This window comes from Vibrio sp. Y29_XK_CS5, assembly GCF_024181835.1.
GTDB classification, from domain to species: domain Bacteria; phylum Pseudomonadota; class Gammaproteobacteria; order Enterobacterales; family Vibrionaceae; genus Vibrio; species Vibrio harveyi.
Map to the genome: position 1 here is coordinate 1,562,283 of NZ_JAMZAM010000001.1, position 15,928 is coordinate 1,578,210.

At 45.3% G+C, this 15,928-nt stretch carries 6 protein-coding genes; all 6 read right to left on the bottom strand.

The annotated features are described in order from the left end of the window. Positions 1 to 66: 66 nt before the first annotated feature. On the bottom strand, positions 67 to 11,148 hold the full coding sequence (locus tag NL647_RS07010; protein WP_253649891.1) for a DUF11 domain-containing protein: 11,082 nt from the start codon (positions 11,146 to 11,148) through the stop codon (positions 67 to 69). A 371-nt stretch (positions 11,149 to 11,519) separates the two neighbouring features. Further along, the gene (locus tag NL647_RS07015; protein WP_005452792.1) at positions 11,520 to 12,011 is read right to left on the bottom strand and encodes a DM13 domain-containing protein; all 492 of its coding nucleotides are present in this window, start codon (positions 12,009 to 12,011) and stop codon (positions 11,520 to 11,522) included. A 425-nt stretch (positions 12,012 to 12,436) separates the two neighbouring features. Beyond that, on the bottom strand, positions 12,437 to 13,162 hold the full coding sequence (locus NL647_RS07020; protein WP_239910806.1) for an SDR family NAD(P)-dependent oxidoreductase: 726 nt from the start codon (positions 13,160 to 13,162) through the stop codon (positions 12,437 to 12,439). Between the two features lie 139 nt (positions 13,163 to 13,301). After that, on the bottom strand, positions 13,302 to 14,159 hold the full coding sequence (gene pstB, locus NL647_RS07025) for a phosphate ABC transporter ATP-binding protein PstB (protein WP_253649892.1): 858 nt from the start codon (positions 14,157 to 14,159) through the stop codon (positions 13,302 to 13,304). Next, positions 14,156 to 14,992, bottom strand: coding sequence for a phosphate ABC transporter permease PstA (pstA, locus tag NL647_RS07030; protein ID WP_253649893.1), 837 nt, complete (start codon positions 14,990 to 14,992; stop codon positions 14,156 to 14,158). Before pstA ends, pstB begins: the two co-directional genes overlap by 4 nt. Next, positions 14,989 to 15,918 (bottom strand): phosphate ABC transporter permease subunit PstC, encoded by a 930-nt coding sequence (gene pstC, locus NL647_RS07035; RefSeq protein ID WP_009697019.1) that lies wholly within the window; start codon positions 15,916 to 15,918, stop codon positions 14,989 to 14,991. The genes pstA and pstC overlap by 4 nt, the downstream gene beginning before the upstream one ends. Between the last annotated feature and the right edge of the window lie 10 nt (positions 15,919 to 15,928).

A 15,928-nucleotide genomic window follows, 5' to 3' on the forward strand; every position in this document is an offset into this window, starting at 1 on the left:
TAATCCTGCTTAACCGTTTGAATTGTCGGCTGGGACGCACCCAGCCAGCGTCTGTTCTTCGAACGGTTAATCATCCCCACTGCTTTGAATACTGAAGTTAAATTTCGTCAGCTTGTTTGGTGTAATTCGGCGTACTTTCGGGTTCTCACTGATCACCTTCATGCCTGTTGGTAGCGAGTCTGTGTCAACTTTGACCAAGAACTGCTTACCTTTCTTATTCAACACCCACTGATCTGGAACGTGGTATCGACCATATTGGTCTGTCTCGATAATGATGCCTTCGACGGTCAGTAATCGAACGCCTGGAATGCCATCTTCGTATAGCCCTTTGTTCTCTACGATGATTTCCCATAAATACGCATCACCATCTCGGTAGAGGTTTCTCACTACATCAATGTTCTCTGCTGACAGACCTTTTTTCTTGTCTCCTTTGTGCTTGGTAATCGCATTACCTTGCTTGTCGAACTCGATATGCGTGCCGTTATCCGTGGTCACCTTGAATGGGAAGCCTTGGCGAGTTCGAGTCTTGAATTGGAATGCCACTTTGTTGCTGTGCTCAAGCGTTCGATTGCGTGACAAGCCGTATAACTCATCCACTTCGTAGCCTTTGTCGATGCTCGACATCAGCACACCTTGACCTTGTTGCGTGACTTGAACGTCTTTAAGCTGCGTTTCAACACCATCTTGCGTAATGAAGGTTGAACCGGGAATGTAGTCACCTGCGGTTAAATCGACATCGATATAAATATCATCCGCTGTCGCATCTGCTTGGAAGCCGTCACCATTGTGATCCTCAAACACCTTGCCGATGATCGAAGCGGTGTCGAATACCTTATCTGGCATCACTTCCACCGTTGCACTGGCTAGATTAGATTTCACCACATAGCTTGTGGTCGCACTCTGAGCAGAGAAGCTCTCTGCTGGTGGCGCTTCTGCCCATGCAGTGTTGGTATAGACACCAAAGGTGGCACCGACACTGACCCGCATTAGGTAACGAATACGAACAGAATCAGCCGTTTTAGAATCGCCTTTGCCGTAAATATTCATGTCACCAACGTCAAAGATCAGCTGATTGGTTTTGGTCGGGTCCACTGAAATTTGAATATCATCTGAAGTGTCAAATACACCATCAGGACCGCTATTCACCATCTCTGTAGAGTCTGGGATATAAGCAAAGCCACCTGGGTAACGGTCCACCAAACGCACACCCGTGAATGGGTTTTCTTTATCTTCGTTAGTGATGGTTACTTCGTACTCCACCACTTCACCTACACTCGCTTCTGACTTACTCGCAACCTTAGTTACGGTCAGCATGCCTTCGTTGTAAGCTTGTTTCTTCACTTTGATAGTGACATTGGCGGTCGCAACTTCGCCCGTCGGCGCGGTCGCAGTGAAAACGTTGGTGAAGTTGTCATCAATACCCTGATTGATCTCGCCTGCCACCACAATTTGATACTCGTTACCTTGGTAGGCTTTCATGGTGTGGTTTGAGTCAACGTTATTATCTGAGTCAACCGATACCACAGCACCAGATTTAAGCTCGGTGATGGTCGCCGTCCACGAGGTAAATAACGCATTTCCATTGCTGCCAATCAACTTATCGATTTCATCCAACAAGTTAACGTTGTCAGCATCAGCAGAACCACGGTTGGTTGCCGTCATGGTAAAGGCGATTTCATCGTCATCATTGGTGTATTCGGTTTTATCCGCAACCTTGGTGACGGCTAGGATGATCGGCTGTGGCTTAATCGTAACGAAATCGTCAGCAAGCACATCACTCTCTGTTTTATCGTACGCATACGCATGGTTGGTAATTTCCCCCATGGCATCCACATTCACGACACCTGTGATTTCGATTTCCAGTTTGTCGTTTGGAGCAAGCACTACACGACTATTGATATCCACGTTATCACCTTGGATTTTTGGCAACACGATGGTTCGATCATCACTGTATGAACTTGTCATTCTCCAACTGGTGAATGCAGCGGCTTCGGTGTCATGAATCGTATTCACCTTCAATTCAGAGAGCAGGTCTTTAAGTACAATCTCTTCGGTGAATGAGCCAGATTCGTTACTCAGCACGACATGGTAAGTTGCATTTTCGCCCGGACGGTAATATTCCTCGTCAACGGTTTTCTCAAGCTTGACGGACTCTGGCATCGATAGCAGCGTTGCACTCGCTTCTTGAGTATCACCGCGGAATGTGGCATTTGCGGTGTTTTCAATCTCACCCGTCGCATATTGATTAACAAGCCCTGTAATCACAAACTCAACTTCATCATTCGCAGCAATCGTCAGCATTGAGTCAATGTCTGCGTTCACTCCCGGAATGTTAGTGATGTCTGTTTCTGGATTGCTCTTATTCACATCAATACGCCAAGAGTCGAAGGCTTTAACGGTGGTGCCATCAAGGCGCACTACGTCAAGATCGCTGATGGCATCTTTCACCTCAACGTCTGTTGCTGGCACCGTACCTTCGTTCTTCACTTTGACACGGAAAGTCGCTTCTTTACCCGGAATGTAGTACTCACTGTCGGTGGTCTTCTCGATAGAAATACCCTGAGACTGCGGTTGAATCGTCGCGCTCGATTGCTGCGTGGTGCCATTCAAATCCGCAGTGGCAATGTTGGTAATGTCACTTGCTGCCAACGGATTCGTTTTCGCGGTAATCGTGAATTCAACGATGTCATGTGGCGCGATATCAATAACCGAACGAATGTCTCGATCATCTACTGGCATTGGCGTAATCGTCGTACGAGTGTCTTTGCTAGTGGTTTTAATTGTCCAACTGATAAACGCGCGATCACTGACACCATTCACGTTAGTCGTTCTGATACCCGACAGAATGTCATCGAGTTTGATGTCGTTATCAAAGCCATCGGTACCGTTGTATACGCGAACGTGGAATACCGCGTCCTCACCCGGAATGTAGATAGGTGATTCCACCGTTTTCTCTATCCATACTTCCTCAGGTAAGGTTTCCAAAGTTGCCGTAGCATCAATCGTTGCACCGCCAAACTCTGCTGTGGCAGTGTTTACAACGTTTGCGACCGCACTGACATTGACCGTACCCGTAATGGCAAACTCCACCGTATCACCTGGCGCAATATCAATATTGGTAGAGATATCATCATTTGGTCCTGGGACCTTCTCGATATTGGTGCGAGGGTCGCCCTTCGTAGTCACGATTGTCCAGTCTTTGAATGCCGGTGCCATAGCGCCGCCCGATGTCTCCACTTCCAGAGCAGAAATGAAGTCTTCCACTTTGACATCTGACGCAAAGCCTGAACCGTTGTTGGTCACTTTGACGCGGAAAGTAGAGAACTCACCCGGCTGGTAGTAACGCTCATCAGTGGTTTTCTCCAGAACGATGTCACCCGGGCGAGGTTTCAGCGTCGCAGTCGCAGTAACGTCTTTGCTGTTATGGTTCAAGGTCGCTTGGTTAACGATATCTCCTGTAGCCTCAGCATTGACGAGACCAATCACGTACAGTGTGATGGTGTCATTTGGCGCAAGGTCGATGTTGTAGTCAATGTCCTTGTCCACGACTAGAGAGTTTGCATCCACCGTTGTTAATGAACTGCCCGAGACGTATTGCACTGCCCATTGCAAGAAGGCTTGATTGGTCGAGCCATCTATCGTCGTTACTGTCAATGCGCCAATCTCATCTTTCAGGTTGATGTCATTGGCGTAGCTATTATCTTGGTTAACGATCTTCAAGATGTAGCCAGCTGCTTGGTTCGGACTATAGAACTCAACCATCGGTTCTTTTGTGAAGGTTAAATCTGGGATTTTTGCTGTACTGGTCGCGTCTGCAGTCTTGGTCGTGCCGTTATAAGTCACTTCGACCTTGTTAGTGACATCCCCGACAACTTCCGGATCTAGCTCCCCTTCTACGCTCAGAGTCACAACGTCATTTGGACCAATATCCAAACTACCGTCCAAGAACTCCCCTGTCGCTGATGGGAACTTTGTATCACCAGTTTGCGAAGCTGCATTAAAGAAGATAGTGCCAGACTCAAACGCTTTCACCGTTGCACCAGTAATGTTGGTAGAGGTGATGTCGTTTACAAGGTCTTTAACTTGAACGTCATTCGCCCAGTTCGCGGTCGTGTTTTCAATTTTGATTGTATAAGTCAGTGTATCGCCAGATTCATACTGGTTCTTATCAACCGTTTTATCGACAGAAAGATCTGCCGTCGCAGCAACATAAGTTGCTTCGGCTGTTTGAGAACTGCTTGAATCACTCACTTCCACCAGGTTAGTGATGTCACCAACAAGGTCCGCTTTTACGACACCTTCAACATGCAATTGAACCGTATGGTCAGGGTGAATGTTGTAACGAACTTGATAGCCTTCACCTTTATCGCCTGTAATCTCCGAGCCAGCAATCTGTTGCGTCAGATTTGGGTTAGTGCCCACAACATTGATTGAGGTAGCAGACCAAGCATCAAACGCGCGCACTGGTAATGTAGATCCCGCTTTATCGGCACGAATATTTTTCCAAAGATCAGCGATCAGGACATTCGTTGCGTAACCATCACCGGTATTTTTGACTTCGATGTCATAACCAATGGTGTCACCAGGGTGGTAGATAGCCGGCGTAGTCGACGTGACTTTCGTTACTGTCAAGCTGCCCGGTTCTGGGACAATCACCTTCTCTTTTAAGTTGTAAGTGAAAAAGGTCGAGCCCGAGTTCAACTTACCTTGTAGTTGGTTGGTAAACTCACCAACTGCGTCATCACGAACATGCCCTACAACCTCAATTAAAATCTCAGTGTAAGTATCGTCAGCCGCTTTACCGCCCATTTGTACTGTGACATCAATGTCGCTATTCGCGGCAATGCTATTGAGGTTAGTAATATCCGTATATGACGGGTTGCCATCAGAAATCACACGAGCGCTGACTGTCCAATCTTTTAATGCTACCTGCTCTGAACCGTCAGCCACTTTTACCTTATAACTGCTAATAGCATCTCGAATATCAATCTTCTCGTTATTCGATGTTTGGTTTCGAATACGCATTTGATAACGAACTTCTGAACCAGGCGTGTAGGTCGGTGTATCTGTAGATTTTTGCGCGATTAGGCTCGACGTACCTGGGTCAAGAACAACGGGATTACTATCATCACCATTCACCTTGGCGATGTTAGTTATAGTACCTGTTGCGTCTGCAGCTACCGTACCATCAACCTCGAATACCACGGTATCTCCCGGCATCAAATCAAATGCCGCATTAAGTGGCACTGTACCTTGATAATCACCAGTGATAGAGAATCTATCCGCATCTGGAGCACTGATAATGGCAACACTGTAATCTTGGAATGCTGGCTTGCCATCGGATGTGTTAATTGTGTTCAGTTCATCCACGATTGTGGCATCGTTAGCAATACTCTCACCGGTATTAGTAACACTGACTTGGTATTGCACTTGACCATTCGGGTTGTAATGACACCCAGAGCCCGAGGTCGATGGGAAGGTACAAGTGCTGCTGTCAGCCGTCGTACTCAGTACCGACTTTTCAAAGCTCAATACAGGAACCACTGGTGGAATCACATCTGTGGTATCACTTTGATTGCCTGCTCGCCCGGTGTTGCCATCAATGTCTCCTAACGCGTCAGGGCGAACTTTTCCTTTCACCGTAAACTCTATGACTTCTTCGGGAGCGATATCAACTAACAGGTCCAAGTTATCGGATGCATCATAAGTTTCAATGTAGGTATCCTGCGTTCCCGAGGTACCTGTAGAGGTAAAGATATGAGAGATTGATGTCTCTGAGAATGCCGACTTCGTGGTTCCACCTACGACTTCAACACGAACGCCAGACACGATGTCTTGGATTACCGTCTGGTCACGCCAAACAGGCTCTGTATTAGTAACAGTAAACTTGTAAATCACCTCATCGTTAGGCTTGTAAGTATCGCCCGATGTGTAAGATTTACCTGCAATAGACACAATTTCTTTGCTCACGGCAAGGTTGCTGCCTTCCGGAGTAACCGTCGCTGCACTGAAGTTAGAGCCATTGTATTTCGGCTTCACTACGATTTGATCAAGTGCGTCTTGACGAATTTGCGACTCCATAACAAAGTCAATCCAACCACCTGGAGCAATAGACAGCTTGGCGATATCAATATCGACATCAGCACCGCCTACATACCCATCGATCAGCGTCGTTGCTTCTCCAGAAGTCGTTGCCTTCACAGTCCAACCATATTGATCGAATGCTGGTAGCGTCTGTGAGTCTGCTTCACCATCCGCATTCTGTGCAGTACGAACTTTGACTTTCGAGAAAAACTCTTCGAGAGATTTGTTGTACTCCAGACCTTTACCCTTGTTCTCGATACGCAAGTGGTAAACGATCTTCTCGCTACTCGTTGTGTGATTGTAAGTGGTTTTATGCGTAGCAAACGTTGTATCCGTATACGCTTTATGCGTTTTAGAGATATTTGCTGGCAGCATGTTCACTGGCTCTGATGGCAAGTTATGGCTGTTATCAACGACGGCTACGTTGAGAATTTGCCCTACGGCTTGCTCACTAATCTTCGCCTTAATGGTGTACTTAACAAACGTACCGCCGGTTACAAACTCATTTGCCGCGAGGTTGAAGTTAGTATTGATGTCCGTGTTGTTACTGACTTTACCCGCATCACTGATCGTACTCGCGTCCACACTCGGAGTAATCGTCCATGAGTCAAACGCACGGCCTTTCACACCGCCAAAGTAATCCGTTTGAATTTTGCTGATTTCATCTTTGATTGGCATCTGATTGATGTGAACGTTGTTTAAGTTCTTCAATAAGATTTCGTATTCGATGTAACCACCAGGCGTGTATCCGCCCGTCAATTCGGTGGTGCCATCTTGGTCATAGAGTTTTACGACGTGTTTAGAGAAATCGTATTTCTCGGCAGATGCCTTAGTCTCTGCACTCACGGTATCGCCGTCGACGGTCAATAGGTTTAGGATCTTACCCACCGCATTTTTATTGACGGTTGCAGTAACTACATATTCAATCTTTGTACCCGTCGGGATGGAGGCATGGGTATTGATGTCTTTGTTATCCGCTATACTGCTATCTAAATCGAGGATCGCTTTATCACTGCCACTCACAATACGTGGCGCTACCGTCCAACCAGAATCAAAGGCTTTTTCATTTTTACCATCGACGAGATCAACCGTGATACCCGACAATTCATCAATCACTGGGATGTTATAGGCGTTACCTTTACCATCGTTTTCAATGGTTAATCGGTAAACCAATGGCTTCCCTGGCTCATAACTGGATTGATCGACCGTTTTACTAAATGAAAGATGGTAGCCATTTGGAACAACTGTGATACCACCGATAGTAATCGTGCCTACGGCGTCCTCACGAACAACACCTTCCACTTCAAAAGTCACCGAATCACCACCAGCCACATCAATCGTTGTATTGATGTTCTGGTTATCTGCAACGGTGCCATCCAAAGTACCATCGGTGGTGCCGTCGCCACCATTTGAATCGCCTTTGGACACATCTACAGTGAAGCCTCTATCAAATGGCGTCTTCAAGTCTCCATTTAATAACTGAGTCGTCACACCATTAATATCTTCAATTACTTTATGGTTGTTTACGTAGCCCGTTTGAGAAGAAACGGTCACTTGATAGGTTAAAGTATCACCCGGCGAGTAGAAGTTTGATTCTTTACCGTTAACCAGCAGCTTTCTGACCACGTCACCGCCATTGTAAGCGCGCTCCATTTCGTGGTGAGAAACGTGTGAATCTTCGTCGTTGCCGACATAACGATACACGTAGGCATCATTTTCGATCTTGTTGTTGAGAGTGGTTCCATCCAGTGAGCCAACAACGTTATCTTTGACGCGTGCTTTGATCTGAAAAGTTCGAATCTCTCCAGGGTCTAGGCTCATTGTCGCGCCTTTACCACCCGGTGGGTAGATAAAATCATCGTTAGTGGCAGGCTCGAAATCTGAACCAGTCTTAAACTGCCAGTATTCAAACGGGTTTTGGTCAGGAAAATCTTGGAACTGATTGTCTTTGTCGTTCGCTAGAACTGACTTGATATCATTCAGATAGTCATAGACTTTGAGTCCATGTTCTGTAGTTGAACCATTGTTTTTGACACGGATTTCATAAGTCACGTCTTCACCAGGAATAAAGCGAACTTTATCGGCTGTTTTAAGAATCGAAACGTTTAATGAATCCCCAGATACATGACCGATTTCAGCAGAAGAAGACTGATTCAAATTGGTCGAAGGGTCGTAGGTTTCAGCCGTGTTAGAGATTTCACTCTCCTTGTAGTCGTTCTTAACGACACCAGTTACAACGAATGTTACAGAGCCATCAACTCCACTTACATTGGGGTCAATATCGACTCGGGCATCAAGATTTTCATCCGTTTGGTAACCACTTGAGTCCCCTGCATAGCTGCCTGTTTTATAAGGCGAATTGTTTGAGTCAGTTTCAGAGGTGTAACTCCAGGTAGAGAAGGCATTAAGAGCTTTGATATCATCAAATACACGAACTTCGTCTGCATAACCAAGCCCTCTGTTTCTTACCGTTATTTTGAAAGATACCTCTTTTCCTGGAATAAAATCATCATCTGGAGTTGTCTTCACAACAATGATTTTTGGATCATGTGGATACACGGTAACCGTATCAACCACGGAAGATTGAATGCCTGAATCTGGCGTTTTGACATCCGCAGTGTTGTTAAAGCGAGTAAAGAGGATTTCATCAGGCGTATCACGATCGATTTGAGCCACAATGGTGTATAGCACTTCCACGTTCGGTGGAATCTGCACTTTGGTATTTAAGTCCATGTTGTCAGCGAACGTACCAACATCGGTATATGTAGCGTTTCCATCTAAGCGAGGGTCATCCGAAATAATCTCTGCACTAATTTGCCAAGACTTAAACACTGGTTTCGTCATGCCATCTGGCTCAAGGACGCCAGCTTTAATCGTCGACAATAGATCTTTTACTTCAACGTCAGTCGCGTAGCCGTTCTCTTTCGCGTTCTTTAGACTGATTTGGTACGTCACTTCGTTGTCTAATTTTGAGTAAGCCGTCTGCTCACCATGGAAGCTTGAATCTGTGTTTGTTTTTACTCGCTTGTTTAACTGAATCACAAAGTCACGCGGGTCAGAGCCACGGTCGGCATAAACCGAGCCATCCACAGTCACTTGGTTAGAGATATGTCCATTTGCGAGCGGATTGGTTTCAGCAACAATGGTGTATTCGATGTAAGAGTGAGGCTGAAGCGTCGCAATCACATTTAGGTTATCCGGGAACTTCACCTCACCAGCAATACCGGTGTCACTTGCGGTTGCAGTACTTCCGTCGTCTTTGAAAGCCTGTGCGGTAATGGTCCAGCCCGTATACGCGGCGATCTCACCACCATGAATATCTTGAGTTTTGACTGACTTAAGGTCATCCAAAACCTGAACTTGGTTAGCGAAACCATCACCATCATTGGTTACTGTGATGGTGTAAGTCAGAGCCTGACCTGAAGAGTAGAAACGACTGTCGACATCTTTGCTCGCACGTAAATTATCGTCCGGCGTTTGTACACCAGATCCTTCTTCCGTCACGTTATCATTGGCACAGCTTGCACTGTCATCCAAAATAAGACCGGTACTCGTATCACTCGTTTTTGCCGTTAGCTTGTATTTGATCGTTTTGCCCGGCGCGATATCCGGTGTCAGTGAAAGCGGGCTTGACGTCCAAGTACCATAACTAAACGAACCAGGGTCCGAACCAATGGAATCCTCACCTGAAATAACATCCACTTTCCACTTTTCAAAAGCTTGACCATCGCCCGCGCCGCCTGCTTGTTCAGTCACCACACAAGTCAGGTTATCTTGGACCAAAAGGTTATTGGCAAAATACTTGGAAGAGCCATTGGTAACCGTGATTTCGTATTCAATCTCACCACCTGGCACATACTCTGACGCCGAGGTCGTTTTGGTAATTGAAATGTCGGAATCCGCAACACTCAGTACTTTCTCTGCATTTACCGTGTCTGAAATACTTGAACTCTTAACTAGGGTGTCAGCTTGATCCGTCACTGACGCAGTGAAACCTTGCAGAGCGCCAATGGTAACAGGGGTTAACGTTGCTTTAACTTGGTAGGTAATCGACTCTCCTGGATAAATCGAAACGATATCATTGAAGTCAACGTTCGTTTGCGTACTGCCCGCATAAGATGAATCTGACTTTCCACCAATGTTTGATACCGTGATGTCCCAAGTATCAAAAGGATTTCCGTCCACATCCGTATTGTTGTAGGAAGAAGTACGATCATTCGCTAGACCATTTGGGCTAACCAAATCTTTAATATTCTGTTTTACATGATAATTGTGAGCAATCGCTCCGCCGTTGTTGGTGACCTTGATTTGAAAATCAACTTCACCGTTAATTAGGTAAGGAGATGTCGACTGTAAAGTATGTGCCAGAGCGATATCTGGATCTGCCGGAGGCGTTGTAAGTTCACTACTGTTAACAGTGCCAGCACGAGTCGTTGATGTCGCTTTGGTGACAATGTCGCCAACAAGGTCATCAACAACGGTCGCTTTGATGGTGTAGGTGACGTGACCACCAACAGAGAGCTCAGCGTCTTTAACCGACAAATCACCAGAAGTAGCAAAAGTACCCGTTTTGCTGCCGGACGAGGCTTTAGCACTGATATGAACATCACTGAAAGCTGCACCTGTTGAGCCATCTTGTTTTTGAGCCGTCAGCGTCTCGAACGCTTGCTCGATATCTAACCCTTTAACGGTAACAGAGCCTCTGTTGGTCGCAATCAGCTTATAAGTTAGCTTACTCCCCACTTGGTATTGAGCCGGCTGAACGGAAGCTTCTAACGTGTAGTCGTAATCCGCAGGAGTAAACGTAATCGTTGATGTATTGGTAAACGTCGTTTCTGTGCCGGAAACGGTACCTTTTACCTCGGTGTTGCCTAAGACAATATCCTCAGCGGCGTCATCCGCAACGGTCGCTTCAATTTGGTAAGTAACCCGTCCAAAAGGGAGTAGGCTAGCCCCATTCACATCGAGGTTACTGTTACTTGCGGTGTAAGTGCCTGGGCTCGAACCTAATGTATGAGAATCAGAGATTGTTAAGCGGCTAAATGCTTTATTCGAACCAGACATGACTTCCCATATCTTATTCGTCACAGCAACATTACTAATAGTATTCGCTGTTGTATTTTTCACATCAATGGAATAACTGATTACTTCCCCATTTTCATAAGCAGTTCCTGATGTGGGACTAAACGATATTTCAATTTCCCCCGCGGCCATCGCTTGGGCGGAAACTAAAAACATCAAAAAGAATAAAGCGAGATAACGTTGAATCACTGGCACAATACTTTTCCGACTCATACAAAATATTAATCATTTATTGATTTATGACAGGACAGCGCCCCGTCAAAATACAGGCGTCGAGATACTGGCGACAGAAACGCTCCTTTTGTCACGTTTCTGTCAGTTATTATTCGACATGAGTTAAAATTGTTTGGGTATTAGCTCTGATTCATTTTTGCGACAGATTTGAGCTGTGCAGACGTAATAAATTCACCAAAGGTTTCACACCAAACAATGACTGACGTGTAGTTATCTAAGGGCAGATCTTGAGGAAGAGTGACCATAAAACGGTCAAATGTTTTCACCTCTCCCACCTTCACCATTTGTGACTTCAAGCGATTAAAATCCGCCTCGGTTTCAACAAACGTTGGTGAGAGATACAGCTTATAATCCGGTCCAGGAGCCAATTCTCCTTGAAAAGCAATCGTATCTTCAGTGACCCATAGATCCCCTTCTCCCCAATGAAGAAAGTCACTATCTGTTCGATTTCGCTCGAACATGCCACGGTAGAGAACACCTTCCGAAGAGTTAGACACAACCGAAACATCTGGTGAATCAGGTTGGATAAGAATAGGCAGTGCATAAATACCCGCAGCAAAACCCGCCACTGCAAACAAGATGTGGCTCACAAGCAATAAAATCCATTTCATCGTTATACCTAGCTTTAACTAACAAGACGTCAATATCAAAGTTAGTTCATAAATCCATTTAAAACAGAGCATTACTACAAACTCAGAAATTTCCTATATAGTTTTAAGGGCAATATCACAATTTCGGTGATAATTTCCCCAACCCATCGTCTTTTTAAAAAGTATGTCACTGTTTTTTAATATATGAGTCCTAACCCGAAGCACGAAAAATAGATATCGTCGCCACTGGTTTTAGAGTGTATCGAAGCAGAGGAATTATCATTCGGCATCTTTTGCGCAAAGAGTTTTTTAAATGCCTATTTCAAACGGTGAAAATGAATGTACTCAAAAACAGGGGGGGAGAATAAAGAGGAAAGTAAACGACTACCGATAAAATAATAAGAAGTACTCTACTGAAGAGCACTTCTGTACCCAAGAAAGTAAGCTTAATCAATCAAACTGTCTTGATAGATCATTTTCTTACTCATTCCACCATCGACAACCAAGTTGTGTCCATTAATAAAGTCATTCTCTGGATGAGATAAGAACAAACACGCATTTACAATATCTTTTGCCTTACCTACTCGACCCGATGGATGCTGCTGATGGTCAAAGCTATCTAAATCTTCATACCCTTCAACTTGTATCCAACCAGGGCTTACAGCATTAACGGTAATGGGAGTATCAGACAGAGAAATCGCCATGGATTGAGTCATCGAAACTAAGCCTCCTTTAGATGCACCATACGCATCCCAACCAGCTTCATTTTGATTCCAACGTGTCGAGGCAATGTTGACAATTCTTCCAAAAGATTGAGCACGGTTTAATGCAATAAATCGACGTGAACACGCAAACGCCCCTTTGAGATTGACATCAATGACTCGAGAGAATTCTTCAAAAGTCAGTTGTTCAACGGGTTTGTTAAAGTTCGCGATTGCACCGTTGTTGATCAGAATGTCAACCTTACCGTATGCACGTTGGATCTCATCAAAAGCGAGCTCAATCTGCGTAGGCTGCCCTAGATCGACGTGATAAAACTCGACGCTCGGATTTTGGTTTACGGCAATATCAAACACAATGACCTTCGCTTGTTGGTCTAAATAAGCCTGCGCGAGATACTTACCAATACCTTGGCTGCCGCCTGTAATAACCACCACTTTGTTTTTGTACATACTGCGTTCTTAATTGTTTGAGATGACATTGTTTGAGATGACCTTAATTCTAGAGTGTCAGGGCATAAAAAAATAGGCACGATCCTCGCGAAACCGTGCCTAAAACGAGCTGACTAATCAGCGCTATTGTTGTTATTCGTTATCCAAAGTCCCCTGAGATATAACGTTTAGTACGGTCGTTGTCTGGGTGATGGAAAATGTTTTCAGTCTTACCGAATTCTTCGAGCTTTCCTAGATACATAAAACCCGTGTAATCGGAGATGCGCATTGCTTGCTGCATGTTGTGTGTTACGATAACGATGGTGTACTTCTCACGCAGCTCTGTTATCAGAGTTTCAATGGCGGCGGTGGCAATAGGATCCAGCGCGGAAGTCGGCTCATCCATTAAAATAACCTCTGGCTCTAGCGCAATCGTTCGAGCAATACATAAGCGCTGCTGCTGACCACCTGATAAACCATTCGCATCTGCATCTAGCTTATCTTTCACCTCTTCCCACAAGTGCGAACGCTTTAGTGCAGACTCGACACGCTCTCTAACTTCGGCTTTGCTAAATGCACCTTGTATCTTCAATCCAAATGCCATGTTTTCGTATATCGACATGGGAAATGGCGTTGGTTTTTGGAAAACCATGCCCACTTTGGAACGCAGTTCATTGACGTCTGCATTGCTAAAGATGCTCTCACCATCAAGTAAGATTTCGCCTTCAGCGTACTGATGCCCATACAAGTCATATATACGATTTAACGTACGAAGCAGTGTAGACTTACCGCAGCCCGATGGACCAATCAGTGCCGTCACTCGGTTTTTATAGATTGGCATTGATACGGATTTCAACGCTGCATCAGAGCCTTTGTTGTAGTAAAAATTTAAGTTTTGAATGTCCATACGATGAGTCAAACTTGCTGAGACATCGTTGGCGCTAACACTGTGTACCAAAGTATTCATAGTGGATTCATTCATGCTTGCTCTGACTGGATTTAATGTTGCCGTGTTCATGCTCTTCTCGCTTTTAATAATTGCGGCAACGACGTCGCCAGTACGTTAACAATCAAAATAAAACTGGTGATAATCAATGCGCCAGCCCATGCTAGCTCTTGCCATGAGCTGTAAGGGCTCATAGCAAATTGGTATACCGTCACTGGTAAGTTTGCCATCGGTTTGCTCATGTCGGTCGTCATAAAGCTACTGTTTAACGCAGTAAACAAAAGCGGTGCCGTCTCCCCAGAAATACGAGCGATGGATAAAAGAATGGCAGTGATAATCCCCGGAGCTGCGGCGCGGTAACTAAGTTGGGTGATCACTCGCCATTTAGGCGCCCCTACACCGCTTCCCGCTTCTTTCAACGTTGGCGGAACCAAACGTAGCATCTCTTCCGTTGAAGCAACGATCACTGGTAGTGCGAGAACGGCTAATGCGATGGCACCTGCCCATCCAGAATAACCGCCTGTCGGTACCACAATCATGGCGTAGACAAACAACCCGACCAAGATAGAGGGAGCACTCATTAACATACCGTTAAGAAAGCGCAGCGATTCGGCCACTGTGTTTTCTTTATCAGCTTCTGCCAACCACGTGCCCGCAAGAACCCCAATCGGTGCAGCAATCAGAATGCCCAAGCCAGTCAGCATTAAGCTCCCCACAATGGCATTTTTTAAGCCACCTTCACTGCCCGGACCAGGCGTTAACTCGGTGAAGATAGCGAAGCTCAAGCCCTTTATTCCTTCACCAATCAAGGTGTATAAGATGCTCGCGAGAACGAAGACACCGAACGCTGCCGACAAAGTGCTAAATGTTAGAAAGCTAAAGTTCTTTAATTTTCTGCTATTCATGATGACTTCCTTAACAAACGACGAGCAAAACCCATCACAAAGAAAGTGATAAGAAACAACACCACTCCCAGACCAATTAACGATGCGATATGGATTGGATCTGTTGCCTCGTTAAATTGCTGAGCAATCGTCGAAGAAATGGAGCTTGCTGGCATAAAGAATGAAAATTCAATACGGCTCGCACCACCAATAACAAAGGCGACAGCCATGGTCTCACCGAGAGCGCGACCGAGACCTAAAATGCCAGCACTCACTGTTGCATTCTTAACTTTAGGGATAAGCACCTTGGTGATGACTTCAAATGGTGTCGCTCCCGTTCCATATGCTGCTTCACGGAGGACATCCGGAATGGATTTCAATGCGTCACGCGTTAAAGAAGTCATGATAGGCAGAATCATAAATGACAAGATGATCCCCGCCGCCAATAAGCCTATCCCAATCGGCGGACCATTAAACCAACCACCTACCAAAGGGATATCGACCAAGTGCACGCCGGCCCACATTTGGAAACCTTCAGAAAACCAAGGAACGAAGACAAACAGTCCCCACATGCCGTAGATGATACTTGGTACAGCAGCAAGCAGTTCAATGGCTTTACTTACTGGTTGACTCAACCATTTAGGAGCTAACTCAGCAAGGAACACCGCCGTACCTAACGCAATCGGTGCAGCAATAACAATAGCGATGAAAGAAGTAACCAGCGTGCCATAAATTGCTGAGGCAGCGCCAAATTGACCGTTAATGGGATCCCAAATATCTCTAAAAATGAAGCCTGGACCAAATTCCTTAAAGGCTGGCCAACCACCTTCAATAAGAGATAATAAAATACCAATTAAAGTTACGAAAATTAATAAAGCACTAGCAAAACTCAGCTTATTAAAAACCGAATCGCCGTTCACTTTACTTTTAATAGCTAAAGTAGTCATAATATTTTAT